The sequence below is a fragment of the Jejuibacter sp. L23 genome, assembly GCF_050815825.1.
GTDB lineage: Bacteria > Pseudomonadota > Gammaproteobacteria > Enterobacterales > Enterobacteriaceae > Jejubacter > Jejubacter calystegiae.
Window position 1 is genome coordinate 4,079,345 of record NZ_CP138199.1, and the last position, 15,557, is coordinate 4,094,901.

A 15,557-nucleotide genomic window follows, 5' to 3' on the forward strand; every position below is an offset into this window, starting at 1 on the left:
CCGCATGGCACTGCCTATGCGGGCTTGAGTCTCTCTGGCTCAGGCAGAGGTCAGATCTTTAATCTTCTCGCTGCTGCCATTACTCTTCACCGAGGCAATCCCCGTTTCCCGGGACTGGGGCGAAGCGTACATCTGGCTGGTGCCAATCACCTGATGATTAGCCGCTTTCAGGTTGAAGAATAACTTGCCGTTACTGGCCTCTTTCTTCTCGTAACGCTCATCCTGCGGGCTGTTGGTCTGAACGGATTTAATCCCATTTTCAGCCGCGCTTTTGGTGGTGTACAGCTCGCTGGTAAGAATGATCTCGCCATTACCGGCTTTTAAAACAAACCGGAACTGATCGTTGCTGCTTTTACTTAACTCGAACCATCCAGACATGTGAACTCCTTAATATAAGGCCATGGCGCAAAGAGTTTGCGATTTCCCTTAAACAGTATGCACAGAAAACGTACCGCTTCCAGTATGTTACTCGCGGTTCCAGGCAGATCGCATCAGGTCGCAATCCGGTAGCATTCCCGGGCATGCTGGTTAAATACCGCCACGACTTCGGGGCAAAGTTTACCGCCGGACGCTTCATCGTTAACGATAGCGATGGCCTGCTCAAGCGTCAGCGATGAGCGGTAGGGCCGGTGCTGACACAGCGCCTGAAAGACGTCGGCCACCGCCATAATGCGGCTTTCCAGCGCTAACTGCCCTGCCCGCTTCCTTAGCGGATAGCCCGACCCATCCAGCCGTTCGTGGTGATCGGCAGCCCAGGTCACGACCTTTTCAGAATCCAGGATATAGCGCAGGATGGCGCGGGTATCGGTCACATGGCGGCGAATGGTTTTATATTCGGCGTTATCGAGCCGCCCCTTTTTGTTCAGCACCTCTTCATCGGTAAATAGCTTACCGACATCGTGCAACAACCCGGCCACGAAAATCTGATACCGGCCTGCCTCATCCACCCCCATTTTGCTGGCGATAAAGAACGCCAGCTCTGCCACCTTACGCGAATGCTGATAGGTATAGGTGCTTTTATTATCGACAATCCGTGAAAAGAACTGGGCGATATCAATAAAGTACTGACGGGTCTGCGCCGGAAACAGCGCATTCAGATCCTGCTTAAGGATCAGGGTCTCAATATAGTGAGCGCGGAAGTAGAACCAGAAATCGTCAACCTCAATCATCTCATGCAACGCCGCGAGAATGCCCGGGTAGAATGCCGCACAGTCGCTGTTGGCGATCAGATAATCATAAACCGGCTCAATGACGATTTCCGACTCCTGGCCGTGCTGAAGCAAATCGAAGATCCTGGTTTTGCGGCAGGCCACGTCCAGCCGATCGCAGAGATTCACGATGGACGACAAAAAGCACTCTTCTTCCGTCAGACCGCCGTCGCGTGCTCTCCGCCAGTCGCCATGATGATATTGCACTGGCCTTGCGAACTGCCGCAACGGCGCACACTCCTGGAGCATCCTGTAGCCGCGAATACTGTGCTGGCTGTCGACGCCCACGTCGACTTCATCGTTCAGCAACCGTCGAATCTCATCCTGACTGGAAACGCCGCAATCGTGCAGCAGACCGCAAATTAACGCTTTCTGACACAAAGGCTCTGGCTTACCCATCGTCAACGCCAGCCGGTAGCACATAAAGCCAACATTGATACCGTGAAACGAAGGAGTGCTGGTAAAATTTTCCTCTGTTTTGGACACCGCGATCAGCGCCCGGTTAATATCAATTTTCAAGATGATCACCAACGATGGAACTTAGAGTAGGAAGCTATTTTTTCTCTGTTTTTAACCCGATAGAGCTTTTTATCGGCGCGATTAAAGGTCAGCGCCACCCGTGCTCAATACAGGAAATGCCGATGCTAACGCCGGTAGGAATCTGCGGACTGGCATCAATAGCCCGTGACAGTCGCCGGGCAATCCGTTCAATCTTCTCCGCCACGCTGGACGCTGGCTTCATTTCCGCGGGTAAGAATAGCGGCAATCGTATCCAGGTCTTGATAGACTTTTCACTTTACCTCATTAAAATCGTTTAGGTTATTTTTAAGGTAATGTTATCAGTATCCAGCACCATGACTGATTTGATGTCATTTATATAGTTTTTATAGCACTGAACGCCCGTGGATATAAGGATACTAACAACAATGATAGTCATGGCGGAGATAATAAGCTCCCACCGGGTAATGTTCCATAAATGATTCATATAAACAAAAGGCCACAAGATAGCAACCCAAAAAACGGCCTAAAAGTCTACCCGAAACGATAGCAGACTAACAGATTACTTTAGTTTTTTTCTTATCAGAAAAAGCCGTGAGCGCAGAAACATTTAACGTTAATAAAAATAACGATGAAGTTACAAATGACGCGATTTATTAATAATGCGGAAAAATGAATTAAGAAAAGGCTTTAAATTAATGGCTATTTGCTTGCGAGGATAACCTATTACCCCGAGTGATTAGTAGTGAAGTGAAAGATAAATGGTTTTACCGGCGCGTTATGAATATCCGACTCTTCAGCACAAAATGACAACGCGGCACGGCAAAATCCACAGCGCCGCGTGATATCACCAGGGTTCAGGCGGCCGGTAAAGCCTTACCCTCGGGCAGAGACTCCCCCGGAGCCGGGGAGAGCATTCGGGCAAACCCGGGCATCATTCCCAGCCAGCAGTCCCGGGTAAACAGCGACTGCCATCCGGCATAGCCGGTTTCTCCGCGTACCAGCGCCTGGTGGCTGGCTTCCAGCAGTTCGGGAAGATAATCGCCGGAGACACCCCAGGCGCACAGCTGGTCCGCAGCGCCAATACGCGCCACGCCGGGCAGCGCCGAAATCGGCGCTATCTGCTGATAGCTGGCCCCCAGAATCAGCCCCTGCCACTCCAGATAAGGCAGGTGATGCAGCAACTTGCTCAGCCTCCTCAAGGCACGGCGATCGGCGCTGAAGTGAATGCCACTTTCCAGCACCAGCAGATTCCCCCACTGCTGATCCAGAGCACTAGTCAACAGCCCGCTACAGCGCTCCAGCGGCGTATTGCCCACGGCAGGAACCATCACCATCCTGGCACGCCGCTGACCGGCGCGAGCCAGTTTATCAAACTGCACGCTGGCCGCTTCCCGCCTGGCGGGATCGTACAGCAATGCCACTGTCTCAAAGGCGTAGCGCACCGGCTGCTGCCCACCATTGCCATCTCCAGCCGCGAAGTCCGTCGGGCTTTCCCTGTGGCCATGAAAGATTGTCTGTTTCATCGTATCCGTGATCTGATTAACTCTGAGTTGATTACCGCCTGGTGACGTGGCGCTATCCGGCGCGCCGGTTTCCATTATCGGCCAGGCTTTTAAATGCATTAGTGTAGCCATCGGATTCGCTCCGGGTTACCTCCGGCGGCCGGTTACGCACATTTCGATGTAGCTGGCCTGCCAGAGGATTAGAGCGCCCACCAAATCAGCGCGGCGATACCACCAAACAGCAACCACTTAATAAGATAATAGACCGGCTTGTTCCACTTCTTCAGACGTTTGCCCACCCGCCGTATCGAATAAATATATTTAAAGGCGCGGTTAATTCCCCCTACCCGGTCGCTATCACTGTTGGGTGCCACTGCTGCGCTCATCAGATTGCGCCCCAGCCAGTGGTTAACGGCCTGTGTCCAGCGGTAGCGCATGGGGCGCTCTACATCGCAGAACAGAATAAGGCGGTTTTCCCCACTGGTGTTTTCCGCATAGTGGATATAGGTTTCATCGAACAGCACCCCTTCCCCATCGCGCCAGCTGTAGCATTTACCGTCCACCTCAATAAAACAACGATCGTCATTGGGCGTCGCCAGTCCCAAATGGTAACGCAGGGAACCGGCATAAGGATCGCGGTGACGCGGCAGACGGCTACCGTCCGGTAGCGTCGCGAACATGGCTGCCTTAATGGAGGGTATCGTCTTTAGCAGCGCAGTGGTTTTCGGGCACAGCTGATGCGCCGAAGGATGAGCCTCTTCATACCACTTCAGATAGAAGCGTTTCCAGCCGGTTTTAAAAAATGAGTTAAATCCAGCATCGTTATATTTGTCAGAAGCTTTAATCTCCTGGAGCGCCATCAGTTGCTGACCCTCTTCACGAATCTCCTGCCAGTTATCCTGTAATGTTTTAAGTTCCGGAAAGGTTTCCAGTGGTAGATAAGGCGTAGTCGGCACCCGGGAGAAAAGATACATAAACCCGTTTAGCGGTGCAGTAAATGTGGAGTGATCGGATAGCTGGCGCCAGAATTTATAACGGACGCGTCCCCGATAATGAACATACAGAACAGAGACAATAAAAATGAGCAGGATGACATACTTCATTGTTAATTCGCCAAAGTCGTTCAGTTACAAGCCAGCGTTATAATCCCTGCTAACAGGCTCTAAATGGCTCAGTTAAGCGCAAATATCATATCTTCAAAAACCTTTTGGTAACACACTCGTAGCATTTCTACAGCACGAATGGCATAAAACAGTAAACAGATCTCGCCAGTCACGCTATACCAGGAGAGTAGCGTTATCACAAAACAGAGGAGAACAATGATGTACCAGATTGGTGATATTGTGCAGCCGCGCACTGGCGGGCCGAAACTGAAAATTGTGGAAATTCACGACGACCAGGTGGTCGGCGTAGCGACAAATGATGAAAACGCAGAAAAGATTACCCTGAAAGCCGCCGATGTCACCCCCTATACGGAAGAGGGTGATTTCGGCGTCTGTTAAATAAGCGACTCCTCTCCCGATACGGGAGAGGAGTATTATCAGATCAGGAAGTCGTCCAGAGACTTACCGGATTCGATAGCCTGAGCGATAGCTTTCGGCGTACGGCCCTGACCGGTCCAGGTTTTTTCGCTGCCGTCCAGATCGGTATAACGATATTTCGCCGGACGGGCGGCGCGCTTTTTACGCGGGGCGCTGCCGAGCTCTTTAATCAACTCATTCGGGTCAATACCGTCGGCCTGCATCAGTTCAACCCAGGTCTTTAACTTCTCTTCACGTTCCGCAATCTCCTGCTGACGAGAGCTCTCTTCCTCACGGCGCTCTTCAGCCACCATCCGGAATTTTTCCAGGATCTCTTCGAGCTGCTCAATAGAAAATTCGCGCGCCATAGCACGCAGGGTACGGATGTTATTGAGGTTTTGTAATGTTAAAGACATATATCTCCCACAGTATCAGGCAAGGATTAGAAATAAACGGCGTCATAAGGTACTGGATTGGAAATTATATTACCAGTCGCAGCCCCACAACCGTATAAACTTTCAACAACAACGCCGCTATAACGATATATATAGTAACCTAACTGAATATTATTTAAACCCCAATGAGATTCATCTGTCATATTAACCTCCTCTGGATTCAGGTTATTCTTCGAATATCGCCGTGGACAAGCGTTGCTGCTCCGTGCTGAAAACGCAGAAAGGACGCTACCTGGCGCGAAGAGAAATATCGTTTCAGGCGCGGGAAAATTCGCTTAACAATAATAAATATGACGATCGTAAGACTGCCGGAAATATCGCAGTAGTCACCGGACATCATCCGCACTCCCCTCCGGGTGATACAGTCAGGCGTTTACCATTAGTTCACAATAAATCTACATTTACGATCATTTTATCAACGGTCTGCCGGGGTGTTCAGAAAAAGCAGTCTGAAATTATGAATCCATCATCAAATTGATATTAAAGAAATTACCTGACGAAGACCGTCAAAAATGGTGTAAATAGCACCTTTTGAGGTTCCGCAAAAAATTTTGTGACTAAAAGTCCCGGAAATAAAAACTTTCACCTGGTTGCCCACCGCAAAGATAGTGCTATATCCTATACAAAGCCCATTAAAGCAAAAGATAAAACCATAACAAAAGCGCTTTTACAGCAATTGACGCCAAAAAGAGAGGATCCCGTGATATTTAAAACGTCGCATCTGCGCCATGCGGCCGCAGACACCTTCGCTATGGTGGTCTGGTGCTTTGTTACGGGGATGCTGATCGAGATCTTTATTTCAGGAATGGCATTCGAGCAGTCGCTGTCGTCCAGGCTGGTCTCAATTCCGGTCAATATCATCATCGCCTGGCCCTACGGCCTGTGGCGTGATGCGGCTATCCGCTTTTCCCGGCGGCTAACCAACGCTCGCTGGGGGAAAACCCTGGCCGATGTGCTGGCCTACGTAAGCTTTCAGTCGCCCGTGTACGCTGCCATCCTCTGGTCGGTTGGGGCGGAGCCCGCGCAGATCCTCGCGGCTGTCAGCTCCAACATCGTGGTTTCCATGCTGATGGGCGCCGCATACGGGTTTTTTCTGGATTACTGTCGGCGCCTGTTCCGGGTTTCCGGCTACGAGCGAATCAGGGCAAGCGCCTGATCTCTGAAGGGGATTTTCGGTATTAGCCAAACAGCCCGGACAAATAGCGTTCCAGTGCAATGCGTGAACTGAAGCCGTGAGGAATGCCGTAGTGTTCTTCTGCATCGCCGCCCAGCCATAGCGGGAATTCATGATAGTGATTGCAGGTTTTGATTTCCGAGGCAGGGTCGGCAAGCGTCAGGCTGCGCTCTTTCAGGGCCGGGTGGATAATCAACGCGGTACGTCCCATACGCGCCTCGCGATTGACATAAACAAAGTTGTCACCGCGGCGATAGCCATAGGCTTTGTTGGTCACAGCCTCCATGGTAAAGCCAGCTTTTTCCAGTACGCGCGCTACCTCATCGGGTCGTAAATACATAGTTTTTCCTCGTCATCTTTGTACCGCAGCGCAACCTTACATGATGCTCCCGGCATGCGCTTTCGGAATAATCCACAAACCATGCCCTGCGGCCCACTCCGGGGCAAAAATGCAGATTCGGGCGTTTTTCTCGGGAATCGGACCGGGAGATTTACCAGGTGTAGCAGAAAAAATCACCGCTGGCGGGCGATCCGGAACCCGGCAAGGTAACAGAATTTTTCAGCAATCGTGGATCGACGTATAGCGCTGCGCGTCCGGGCCTGTCTGGTTCCCGCTCATCACTCGGGGAAGCCATAACCCGGAGAAATACCCCTTCTTTCTTCCAGCCGCTCGCGGAGCCGGATTTTTTACAACAATGCCCGATGCAAACGCGCTGCCAGCTCTTCCGCGTGGCGGGCGCTGGCAATATTGGTAAAGCTCATGATCAATCCCCCTTCCCCCTGGCTTTCCAGTCGCCATGCGCCCAGCGCCTCCACCGCCAGTCCGGCATCACGAGCCCTGGCCGCGGCAGTGCGATCGTCCCCGGTCACCGGCATCAGTAGTTGGATCCCCCCGGCCTGAGGCACGACCGGAAACCCCTGTTCCGCCAGAGCCTGTTCCAGCCAGCGGCGGCGCTGAGTATAGATCTGGCGCATCTTTTTCAGGTGGCGCCAGAAGTGACCTTCGCCGATAAAGTCGCTGATGGCCAGCTGAATCAGCGGCGGTACGGAACAGGGCGTCAGCACGCTCTGTTCAGCAAAGGCGTTCGTCACCTCTTCCGGCACTACCAGCCAGCCACAGCGCAAAGCGGGAAACAGCGTCTTGCTGAAGGTGCCTGCATAGATGACGCGCCGGGGAGCATCCAGGCTCTTCAGAGGCGGTAGCGGACGCCCCTGATAGCGAAATTCACTGTCATAGTCATCCTCGATTATCCAGGCATCACGCTGTACTGCCCAGGCCAGCAGCTGGCGACGGCGGCTGGCGGCAAGTGCAACGCCCAGCGGACTCTGATGAGCTGGAGTCAACAGGGCAAAACGGGCACCGGGATAGCGGCGGATGGCTTCATCAATCACCATCCCTTCCCCATCTACCGGCACCGGATTCAGCCGTAATCCGTTTTGCTCCAGCACCGGGCGGATAAAAGGATAACCGGGGTCTTCCACCCAGATACCGTCGCCCTGGCGAGCCAGAGCGCGTAGCAGCAGCGTCATCACCATGGGGTAGCCAGCGGCGATAAATACCTGTTCCGGACGGCAGTCGATACTACGCGAAAAACGCAGCCAGTCGGCAATAGCCTGCCGCAGCCCCCAATTTCCTGCGGGATCCGGTAATGCCAGATCGAAGCGACTCTGCTGACGCAGGCGCCTGCCCATCACCCTGGCCCACAGCCCACGGGGGAAAGCATCCAGCGCCGGAAGGCCAGGCTGGAACGGCAGCGGCGCCGGATGGCGGCGATCTGCCCCTTTTTGTAAGGGACGGACGGGCCGGGCGGAAAGTGCCGCGCTGACATAGGTTCCCGAACGGCTACGGCGTTCCAGCCAGCCCTGAGCCACCAGCTCCCCCAGTGCATTTTCCACGGTAGCTCGTGACACGCCCTGCTCCTGAGCAAGTACGCGGCTGGACGGCAGGCGGGAACCGGGCGGTAGTTCTCCGCTTTCAATGGAACGCCTAATCTGCTCCGCCAGTTGCCGGTAGCGCGGTACAAATGAGGAAGAAGTTCTGGTCTGCATTTTTATCCATTTTCTGGCTCTCTTTTACAGACCATTATAGTGTTATTTTCCCCGGACCACTTGAGGAGGAAAAGATGAGCACACTACGTCAGCCCTATCGCGAACTTTCGGCAGAGGTGAATAAACAGATGGTTGCGGCGCTGATGGCGCTGGAAAAAGGGCCGCTTGATGGCCGCTTAATCGAGCTGGTCTTTCTGCGGGTATCCCAGATTAACGGCTGCGCATACTGCCTTGAAATGCACAGCAACGCGCTGCGCAAACGCGGCGAAGATCAGGCCAGACTGGATGCACTGGCCGGCTGGCGGGTCAGCCAGCGTTTTAGTGAAAAAGAGCAGGCGGCGCTGGCCTGGGCTGAAGCGGTCACTCATATCGCGGAAAGCGGTGCCGGTGATGAGGTTTATCATCCGCTGGAGCAGCACTTTAGCCCCCAGGAAATCAGCGATCTGACCCACGCTATCGCCCTGATGAACGCCTTCAATCGTCTGGCCGTCGGCATGAGAATGTAGCGCCAGCGCCAGTTTCAGGCACGGAACGACAGCGCCCCGGACGGGGCGTTTTTTATGGTTAAAATACCATATATTGCGCGGTTGAAAGTTTTACAAACTACATCTAGTATTTACCCATCAGACAACAGACGATCCTGACGACCTAAACGTCGCCGCCTTGTCATTTTAAATGGAAATACGAATCATGCGCATTACTATTTACACTCGTAATAACTGCGTGCAGTGCCACGCGACGAAGCGCGCTATGGAGAGCCGCGGTTTCGACTTTGAGCTGATTAACCTGGACCAGCATCCCGAGATGGCAGACGGCCTACGCAGCCAGGGCTATCGCCAGCTGCCAGTGGTAGTCACCGATAGCGAAAGCTGGTGCGGATTCCGCCCCGATATGATCAACCGACTGCGGATGCCAGTGAACAGCGCGGCGGGCGCATGACCCGGCTGGTTTACTTCTCCAGTACATCGGAGAACACCCACCGCTTTATCCAGCGCCTTGGATTACCGGCGCTGCGCATACCGGTGGATGAAGCGCAGCCTCTGTGCGTCAGCGAACCCTACATCCTGGTCACCCCGACATACGGCGGCGGCGGCTCTAAAGGCGCCGTTCCCCGCCCGGTTATCCTGTTTCTGAATAACGAACATAATCGCGCGCTGCTGCGCGGCGTGATTGCCGCTGGCAATCGCAATTTTGGCAAAGCTTATTGCCTGGCGGGCGACATCATCGCCCGAAAATGCCACGTTCCCCTGCTCTACCGCTTCGAGCTGCTGGGAACCCCACAAGATATCGACAACGTGCGTAAGGGAGTAACCGAATTTTGGCGACAACAGACCCCCTCTCTGTAACTCCGGAAATGCCTGACTGGCACGCCCTGAACGCGATGCTCAATCTCTATGATGAGCAGGGGCACATTCAGTTCGACAAAGACCATCTGGCAGTAGACAGCTACCTGCACCAGCACGTTGAGCCCAACACTCGTCGCTTCCCGGATACCAACACACGGCTAACCACCCTGGTGGAGGAAGGCTATTACGAAGCCCAGGTGGTTGAGCGTTACTCACGCGCCTTTCTGGTTGAACTGCTGGAGCAGGCCCACGCCAGCGGCTACCGTTTCAGCACCTTCCTCGGCGCCTGGAAGTTCTATAATAGCTACGCGCTGAAGAGCTTCGATGGCAGCCAGTATCTGGAACATTTTGCGGATCGGGCCTGTATGGTCGCCCTGACCCTGGCTCAGGGCGATGAACGCCTGGCGCGCCAGCTGACGGACGAAATACTGAGCGGCCGTTTCCAGCCAGCGACCCCGACCTTCCTCAATGCGGGCAAACAGCAGCGCGGCGAGATGGTCTCCTGCTTTCTGCTGCGCATCGAAGATAATATGGAGTCCATCGGTCGCGCCGTAAATTCGGCGCTTCAGCTTTCCAAACGCGGCGGCGGCGTGGCATTTTTGCTGTCGAATCTGCGCGAGTCGGGTGCTCCCATTAAGCGGATCGAAAACCAGTCGTCGGGCGTGATTCCGGTGATGAAGATGCTGGAAGATGCCTTCTCCTACGCTAATCAGCTCGGTGCCCGCCAGGGGGCTGGAGCCGTCTGGCTCCATGCTCACCACCCGGACATCCTGCGCTTTCTGGATACCAAACGCGAAAACGCCGACGAGAAGATCCGCATCAAAACCCTGTCATTGGGGGTGGTGATCCCCGATATCACCTTCCGTCTGGCGAAGGAAAACCGGCAAATGGCGCTGTTTTCTCCTTATGATGTAGAACGCCTGTACGGTAAGGCGTTCGGGGATATCAGCATTTCGGCAATGTACGACCAGCTGCTGGCCGACAGCCGGGTGCGTCGTAAGACTATCAGCGCTCGCACCTTCTTCCAGACTCTGGCGGAAATCCAGTTTGAATCCGGCTATCCCTACATCATGTATGAGGACACGGTGAACCGCGCCAACCCCATCGCCGGTCACATTAATATGAGCAATCTCTGCTCTGAAATTTTGCAGGTGAACGCCGCCAGCGAATATCGCGACGATCTTAGCTACAGCAAGGTGGGGCGCGATATCTCCTGCAACCTGGGATCGCTGAATATCGCCCATACCATGGATTCGCCTGACTTCGGCCTGACGGTAGAAACGGCGGTGCGCGGCCTGAGCGCAGTCTCCGATATGAGCCATATTCACTCTGTGCCTTCCATCGAGGCAGGTAATGCGGCTTCCCACGCCATTGGTCTGGGGCAGATGAACCTGCACGGCTATCTGGCCCGGGAAGGCATCGCCTACGGCTCTGAAGAGGGGCTGGATTTCACCAATATCTACTTCTACACCATCACCTGGCACGCCCTGCGGGCCTCTAACCAACTGGCCAGAGAGCGCAGCCAGCGCTTTGCCGGGTTCGAGTCTTCCCGCTATGCCAGCGGCGACTGGTTCCGCCCCTATCTGGAACAGCGCTGGCAGCCGAAGACCGAAAAGGTGGCGGCGCTGTTTGCCCGGGCCGGTATTACCCTCCCCACCCGGGAAATGTGGCAGCAGCTACGCGACGATGTCATGACATGGGGGCTGTATAACCAGAATTTACAGGCGATTCCCCCCACGGGCTCTATCTCTTACATCAATCACGCGACGTCCAGCATTCACCCCATTGTGTCGCGCATTGAGATTCGTAAAGAGGGCAAGACCGGTCGCGTCTACTATCCGGCCCCCTTTATGACCAATGAAAACCAGGCCCTGTGGCAGGACGCCTATGAAATCGGCCCGGAAAAAATCATCGACACCTATGCCGAAGCCACCCGTCATGTGGATCAGGGGCTGTCGCTGACGCTGTTCTTCCCGGATACCGCCACCACCCGTGACATTAACCGGGCCCAGATCTATGCCTGGAAGAAAGGCATTAAAACGCTGTACTACATCCGCCTGCGCCAGATGGCGCTGGAGGGCACCGAGGTCGAAGGCTGCGTCTCCTGCGCGCTGTAAGGAATCACTAATGAGACATTTAACCCGGGTTTCCGCCATCAACTGGAACAAAATTCAGGACGCTAAGGATCTCGAGGTCTGGAACCGGCTAACCAGCAATTTCTGGCTGCCGGAAAAGGTACCGCTATCTAACGATATCACCGCCTGGCAGAGCCTGAGTCCCGCCGAACAGCAGCTAACGATTCGGGTCTTTACCGGCCTGACGCTGCTGGACACCATTCAGAACACCATTGGCGCCCCCGCGCTGATGGAAGATGCCCTCACCCCTCATGAAGAGGCGGTATTTTCCAATATCAGCTTTATGGAGGCGGTCCACGCCCGCTCATACAGCTCTATCTTTTCCACCCTGTGCCAGACCCGGGAAGTGGATGCCGCTTACGCCTGGAGCGAAGAGAATGAGGCGCTGCAGAATAAAGCGCGTATTATCCTGGAACAGTACGCAAGCCACTGTCCGTTAAAGAAAAAAATCGCCAGCGTATTTCTGGAGTCGTTCCTGTTCTATTCCGGCTTCTGGTTGCCGATGTACTGGTCGAGCCGCGGCAAACTCACCAACACCGCCGATCTTATCCGCCTGATCATTCGTGACGAGGCGGTACATGGTTATTACATCGGCTATAAGTATCAGAAGGGGCTGGAGAGCGTGACCCAGGAACAGCGCGATGATCTACGCAATTTCGCCCTTGAGTTGATGATGGCGCTGTACGAAAACGAGCTTACCTATACCGAAGCGCTGTATGGCGATTCCGGTTGGGAAGAAGAGGTAAAATCGTTCCTGTGCTACAACGCCAACAAGGCGCTGATGAACCTGGGGTATGAGGCGCTGTTCCCGCCTGAAATGGCGGAAGTCAACCCGGCGATTATGGCCGCCCTCTCTCCCAATGCCGATGAAAACCACGACTTTTTCTCCGGTTCAGGCTCTTCCTATGTGATGGGAAAAGCGGTTGCCACCGAAGATGAAGACTGGGATTTTTAATCTCTCTTTATTCTTTAATTGAATGATCAATTAATAAAAAATAACGCCCGAATTATTTGAATTCGGGCCAAAAAAAAACACACTATAAGCATTTGCTTATTACAAAAATTATCTTTAAAAATGGTGTTCATTTCTCCATCAGAAAAATGACCATTTTCTGCACCACATCACAAAAATAGCCTCATCGATTATCCACTCCGAGCCCTTGTCTCACGGTAAATTTACAACCATTAGCATATTCTCATGCAAAGTCATCTCAGGATATGAGGGTTGCCACAGAATCTGAGTATGTTAGGGTATAGCCTGAGTTTTATTTCACCAGGAATTTCAATATATTCAAATAAAAACAGGAATACGCTCTTGCATGGCAATTAAATTAGAAGTCAAAAATCTTTACAAGGTATTTGGGGAACATCCCCAACGAGCCTTCAAATATATAGACCAGGGTTTCTCAAAAGAGCAACTTTTAGAGAAAACAGGGCTTTCACTGGGCGTTAAGGACGCCAATCTGACCATTGAAGAAGGCGAGATCTTCGTCGTTATGGGGCTTTCCGGATCGGGAAAATCCACCATGGTACGCCTTCTCAATCGCCTGATAGAGCCCACCCGCGGCCAGGTACTGATCGATGGTGTGGATATCGCCAGAATATCGGAACCTGAACTCCGTGAGGTGCGCAGAAAAAAAATCGCCATGGTCTTCCAGTCCTTTGCGCTAATGCCCCATATGAATGTCCTGAATAATACAGCATTCGGTATGGAATTAGCCGGCGCCCCTCAGCAGGAGCGCCAGGAAAAAGCCCTCGACGCCCTGCGCCAGGTGGGACTGGAAAATTACGCGCACGCATACCCGGATGAACTTTCCGGCGGTATGCGTCAGCGCGTAGGTCTGGCCCGCGCCCTGGCCATTAATCCCGACATTCTGCTAATGGACGAAGCTTTCTCGGCGCTCGATCCCTTAATTCGCAGTGAAATGCAGGATGAATTAGTCAAACTCCAGGCTAAACATCAGCGCACCGTGGTCTTTATTTCCCACGATCTTGATGAGGCGATGCGGATTGGCGATCGCATTGCCATTATGCAAAACGGCGAGGTGGTTCAGGTCGGTACACCGGATGAGATCCTCAACAACCCGGCCAACGATTACGTTCGCACTTTCTTCCGCGGCGTTGATATCAGCCAGGTCTTTAGCGCCAAAGATATCGCCCGCCGGACACCGCGCGGCCTGCTGCGCAAGACCACCGGTTTTGGTCCCCGCTCGGCGCTGAAGCTGCTTCAGGACGATGCTCTGGAGTTCGGCTACATCATCGAGCGCGGCCAGAAATTTCTTGGCATCGTCTCTATCGACTCCCTGAAACGCGCGCTGGCGGCGGGACAGGGACTGGATGAGGCGCTGCTCGACTCTCCGGAACCCGTGATGGCAGATACGCCACTCAGCGAGCTGCTCACCCCCGTCGGCCAGGCCCCCTGCGCGGTACCGGTCGTGGATGAGGCACAGCAGTACATCGGCATCATCTCCAAGGGGATGCTGCTGCAGGCATTAGATCGGGAGGGAGCAAACAATGAGTGAACAGAATAATCCATGGGGTAGCGCCGAAACGACTAACCAGGCCGCAGATGCCGCAAACCAGGCGCCGAATAACGGCGCAGACGCCGGTTCAGCCGCCGATGCCTGGGGCGCCCCGGCCCAGACGCCGCAGGACGGCGGCGGCGGTGCCGACTGGCTGAACAGCGCCCCCGCGCCGCAACCAGAACACTTCAACATCATGGATCCGTTCCACCATACGCTGATTCCGCTGGACAGTTGGGTCACCACCGCCATCGACTGGATAGTCACCCACTTCCGCCCGCTGTTCCAGGGGATCCGCGTACCGGTGGACTATATCCTGAACGCCTTCCAGCAAATGCTGCTGGGCATGCCGGCGCCAGTGGCGATTCTGATTTTCGCCCTGATCGCCTGGCAGATGTCGAGCCTGAGCATGGGGGTGGCGACCCTGGTGTCGCTGATCGTCATCGGCGCCATCGGCGCCTGGTCCCAGGCGATGATCACCCTGGCGCTGGTGCTGACCGCGTTGCTGTTCTGCGTGGTGATAGGTCTGCCACTTGGGATCTGGCTGGCGCGTAGCCCCCGAACCGCGAAGATCGTGCGCCCGATACTCGACGCCATGCAGACCACGCCAGCCTTCGTCTATCTGGTACCGATCGTCATGCTGTTCGGTATCGGCAACGTGCCCGGGGTGGTGGTGACCATTATCTTCGCCCTGCCCCCCATCGTGCGTCTGACGATCCTGGGGATTAACCAGGTGCCTGAAGATCTGATCGAAGCCGCGCGATCTTTTGGTTCCAGCCCGCGTCAGATGCTGTTTAAGGTTCAGCTGCCGCTGGCGATGCCCACCATTATGGCCGGGGTTAACCAGACCCTGATGCTGGCGCTGTCGATGGTGGTGATTGCCTCAATGATTGCCGTTGGCGGTCTGGGTCAGATGGTACTGCGGGGGATCGGCCGACTGGATATGGGTCTTGCCTCGGTGGGCGGCGTAGGGATCGTGATCCTCGCGATTATCCTCGACCGACTGACCCAGTCCATCGGCCGCGATGCCCGCAGCCGCGGCAGCCGCCACTGGTATCATTCTGGTCCGGTGGGTCTTCTGATGCGTCCCTTCACCAAATAAGCGTCGGGCGGCTTCGCAGCCGCCTGCCCTGCTCCCACAAACA

Annotated in this window: 18 protein-coding genes; 9 read left to right on the forward strand and 9 right to left on the reverse strand. The window is 54.4% G+C overall.

Translation table 11 applies throughout. From position 1 onward, the window contains the following. Positions 1 to 39 precede the first annotated feature (39 nt). From SCU88_RS19580 to lpxO, 5 genes are all read right to left on the reverse strand, one after another. Positions 40 to 378 carry a DUF1508 domain-containing protein gene (locus SCU88_RS19580; protein WP_175340901.1) on the reverse strand — a complete coding sequence of 113 codons (339 nt, stop codon included), beginning with the start codon at positions 376 to 378 and terminating at the stop codon, positions 40 to 42. 113 nt (positions 379 to 491) lie between these two features. Then, positions 492 to 1,727 carry an HD domain-containing phosphohydrolase gene (locus SCU88_RS19585; protein ID WP_175340902.1) on the reverse strand — a complete coding sequence of 412 codons (1,236 nt, stop codon included), beginning with the start codon at positions 1,725 to 1,727 and terminating at the stop codon, positions 492 to 494. 88 nt (positions 1,728 to 1,815) lie between these two features. Further along, positions 1,816 to 1,950 carry a hypothetical protein gene (locus SCU88_RS19590; protein ID WP_431810048.1) on the reverse strand — a complete coding sequence of 45 codons (135 nt, stop codon included), beginning with the start codon at positions 1,948 to 1,950 and terminating at the stop codon, positions 1,816 to 1,818. Positions 1,951 to 2,563: 613 nt separating this feature from the next. Beyond that, the gene (locus SCU88_RS19595; protein WP_175340903.1) at positions 2,564 to 3,343 is read right to left on the reverse strand and encodes a hypothetical protein; all 780 of its coding nucleotides are present in this window, start codon (positions 3,341 to 3,343) and stop codon (positions 2,564 to 2,566) included. Positions 3,344 to 3,411: 68 nt separating this feature from the next. Next, positions 3,412 to 4,314, reverse strand: a complete 903-nt coding sequence (gene lpxO, locus SCU88_RS19600) for a lipid A hydroxylase LpxO (RefSeq protein WP_138099023.1) — start codon at positions 4,312 to 4,314, stop codon at positions 3,412 to 3,414. Between the two features lie 219 nt (positions 4,315 to 4,533). On the opposite strand from lpxO, the gene SCU88_RS19605 reads away from it, so the two are divergent. Beyond that, on the forward strand, positions 4,534 to 4,713 hold the full coding sequence (locus tag SCU88_RS19605) for a hypothetical protein (RefSeq protein WP_138099318.1): 180 nt from the start codon (positions 4,534 to 4,536) through the stop codon (positions 4,711 to 4,713). A 38-nt stretch (positions 4,714 to 4,751) separates the two neighbouring features. On the opposite strand, the gene stpA is transcribed toward SCU88_RS19605, so the two are convergent. Both stpA and SCU88_RS19615 read right to left on the reverse strand, forming a co-directional pair. Continuing rightward, on the reverse strand, positions 4,752 to 5,147 hold the full coding sequence (stpA, locus tag SCU88_RS19610; RefSeq protein WP_138099024.1) for a DNA-binding protein StpA: 396 nt from the start codon (positions 5,145 to 5,147) through the stop codon (positions 4,752 to 4,754). A 26-nt stretch (positions 5,148 to 5,173) separates the two neighbouring features. Further along, positions 5,174 to 5,329 (reverse strand): hypothetical protein, encoded by a 156-nt coding sequence (locus SCU88_RS19615; protein ID WP_168198858.1) that lies wholly within the window; start codon positions 5,327 to 5,329, stop codon positions 5,174 to 5,176. 557 nt (positions 5,330 to 5,886) lie between these two features. On the opposite strand from SCU88_RS19615, the gene SCU88_RS19620 reads away from it, so the two are divergent. Next, positions 5,887 to 6,342: an L-alanine exporter AlaE gene (locus tag SCU88_RS19620; RefSeq protein WP_421804689.1), complete on the forward strand. Its 456-nt coding sequence runs from the start codon at positions 5,887 to 5,889 to the stop codon at positions 6,340 to 6,342. A 22-nt stretch (positions 6,343 to 6,364) separates the two neighbouring features. Here the strand turns inward: SCU88_RS19620 and SCU88_RS19625 are convergent, their stop codons facing one another. Together SCU88_RS19625 and SCU88_RS19630 are read right to left on the reverse strand one after the other, a co-directional pair. Further along, positions 6,365 to 6,700: a DUF2002 family protein gene (locus SCU88_RS19625; RefSeq protein WP_138099025.1), complete on the reverse strand. Its 336-nt coding sequence runs from the start codon at positions 6,698 to 6,700 to the stop codon at positions 6,365 to 6,367. Between the two features lie 347 nt (positions 6,701 to 7,047). Further along, complete coding sequence (locus tag SCU88_RS19630; RefSeq protein WP_175340904.1) at positions 7,048 to 8,409, reverse strand: aminotransferase class I/II-fold pyridoxal phosphate-dependent enzyme; 1,362 nt, start codon at positions 8,407 to 8,409, stop codon at positions 7,048 to 7,050. A 74-nt stretch (positions 8,410 to 8,483) separates the two neighbouring features. Here SCU88_RS19630 and SCU88_RS19635 point away from each other — a divergent pair, with 74 nt between their 5' ends. The 7 genes from SCU88_RS19635 (at position 8,484) to proW (ending at position 15,514) form a co-directional block, all read left to right on the forward strand. Further along, entirely contained in the window at positions 8,484 to 8,915 is a 432-nt protein-coding gene (locus SCU88_RS19635) for a carboxymuconolactone decarboxylase family protein (protein WP_138099027.1), read from the forward strand. A 184-nt stretch (positions 8,916 to 9,099) separates the two neighbouring features. Further along, positions 9,100 to 9,348, forward strand: coding sequence for a glutaredoxin-like protein NrdH (gene nrdH, locus SCU88_RS19640; protein ID WP_138099028.1), 249 nt, complete (start codon positions 9,100 to 9,102; stop codon positions 9,346 to 9,348). Then, positions 9,345 to 9,755 (forward strand): class Ib ribonucleoside-diphosphate reductase assembly flavoprotein NrdI, encoded by a 411-nt coding sequence (gene nrdI / locus SCU88_RS19645; protein ID WP_175340905.1) that lies wholly within the window; start codon positions 9,345 to 9,347, stop codon positions 9,753 to 9,755. The genes nrdH and nrdI overlap by 4 nt, the downstream gene beginning before the upstream one ends. Continuing rightward, the gene (gene nrdE, locus SCU88_RS19650; protein WP_175340906.1) at positions 9,728 to 11,872 is read left to right on the forward strand and encodes a class 1b ribonucleoside-diphosphate reductase subunit alpha; all 2,145 of its coding nucleotides are present in this window, start codon (positions 9,728 to 9,730) and stop codon (positions 11,870 to 11,872) included. Before nrdI ends, nrdE begins: the two co-directional genes overlap by 28 nt. A 10-nt stretch (positions 11,873 to 11,882) precedes the next feature. Continuing rightward, positions 11,883 to 12,845, forward strand: a complete 963-nt coding sequence (gene nrdF / locus SCU88_RS19655) for a class 1b ribonucleoside-diphosphate reductase subunit beta (protein WP_175340907.1) — start codon at positions 11,883 to 11,885, stop codon at positions 12,843 to 12,845. 364 nt (positions 12,846 to 13,209) lie between these two features. After that, the gene (proV, locus tag SCU88_RS19660) at positions 13,210 to 14,412 is read left to right on the forward strand and encodes a glycine betaine/L-proline ABC transporter ATP-binding protein ProV (RefSeq protein WP_175340908.1); all 1,203 of its coding nucleotides are present in this window, start codon (positions 13,210 to 13,212) and stop codon (positions 14,410 to 14,412) included. Continuing rightward, complete coding sequence (gene proW / locus SCU88_RS19665; RefSeq protein ID WP_138099033.1) at positions 14,405 to 15,514, forward strand: glycine betaine/L-proline ABC transporter permease ProW; 1,110 nt, start codon at positions 14,405 to 14,407, stop codon at positions 15,512 to 15,514. The genes proV and proW overlap by 8 nt, the downstream gene beginning before the upstream one ends. Positions 15,515 to 15,557: the final 43 nt, after the last annotated feature.

What these genes read in the sequence shown, in the direction of transcription:
- SCU88_RS19625 (WP_138099025.1), bottom strand. Translation starts at nt 6,700, where the DNA reads ATGTATTTACGACCCGATGAGGTAGCGCGCGTACTGGAAAAAGCTGGC.
- SCU88_RS19630 (WP_175340904.1), bottom strand. Translation starts at nt 8,409, where the DNA reads ATGCAGACCAGAACTTCTTCCTCATTTGTACCGCGCTACCGGCAACTG.
- SCU88_RS19635 (WP_138099027.1), top strand. Translation starts at nt 8,484, where the DNA reads ATGAGCACACTACGTCAGCCCTATCGCGAACTTTCGGCAGAGGTGAAT.
- proW (WP_138099033.1), top strand. Translation starts at nt 14,405, where the DNA reads ATGAGTGAACAGAATAATCCATGGGGTAGCGCCGAAACGACTAACCAG.
- nrdH (WP_138099028.1), top strand. Translation starts at nt 9,100, where the DNA reads ATGCGCATTACTATTTACACTCGTAATAACTGCGTGCAGTGCCACGCG.
- SCU88_RS19590 (WP_431810048.1), bottom strand. Translation starts at nt 1,950, where the DNA reads ATGAAGCCAGCGTCCAGCGTGGCGGAGAAGATTGAACGGATTGCCCGG.
- proV (WP_175340908.1), top strand. Translation starts at nt 13,210, where the DNA reads ATGGCAATTAAATTAGAAGTCAAAAATCTTTACAAGGTATTTGGGGAA.
- SCU88_RS19595 (WP_175340903.1), bottom strand. Translation starts at nt 3,343, where the DNA reads ATGGCTACACTAATGCATTTAAAAGCCTGGCCGATAATGGAAACCGGC.
- SCU88_RS19580 (WP_175340901.1), bottom strand. Translation starts at nt 378, where the DNA reads ATGTCTGGATGGTTCGAGTTAAGTAAAAGCAGCAACGATCAGTTCCGG.
- nrdI (WP_175340905.1), top strand. Translation starts at nt 9,345, where the DNA reads ATGACCCGGCTGGTTTACTTCTCCAGTACATCGGAGAACACCCACCGC.
- stpA (WP_138099024.1), bottom strand. Translation starts at nt 5,147, where the DNA reads ATGTCTTTAACATTACAAAACCTCAATAACATCCGTACCCTGCGTGCT.
- lpxO (WP_138099023.1), bottom strand. Translation starts at nt 4,314, where the DNA reads ATGAAGTATGTCATCCTGCTCATTTTTATTGTCTCTGTTCTGTATGTT.
- SCU88_RS19615 (WP_168198858.1), bottom strand. Translation starts at nt 5,329, where the DNA reads ATGACAGATGAATCTCATTGGGGTTTAAATAATATTCAGTTAGGTTAC.
- nrdF (WP_175340907.1), top strand. Translation starts at nt 11,883, where the DNA reads ATGAGACATTTAACCCGGGTTTCCGCCATCAACTGGAACAAAATTCAG.
- SCU88_RS19605 (WP_138099318.1), top strand. Translation starts at nt 4,534, where the DNA reads ATGTACCAGATTGGTGATATTGTGCAGCCGCGCACTGGCGGGCCGAAA.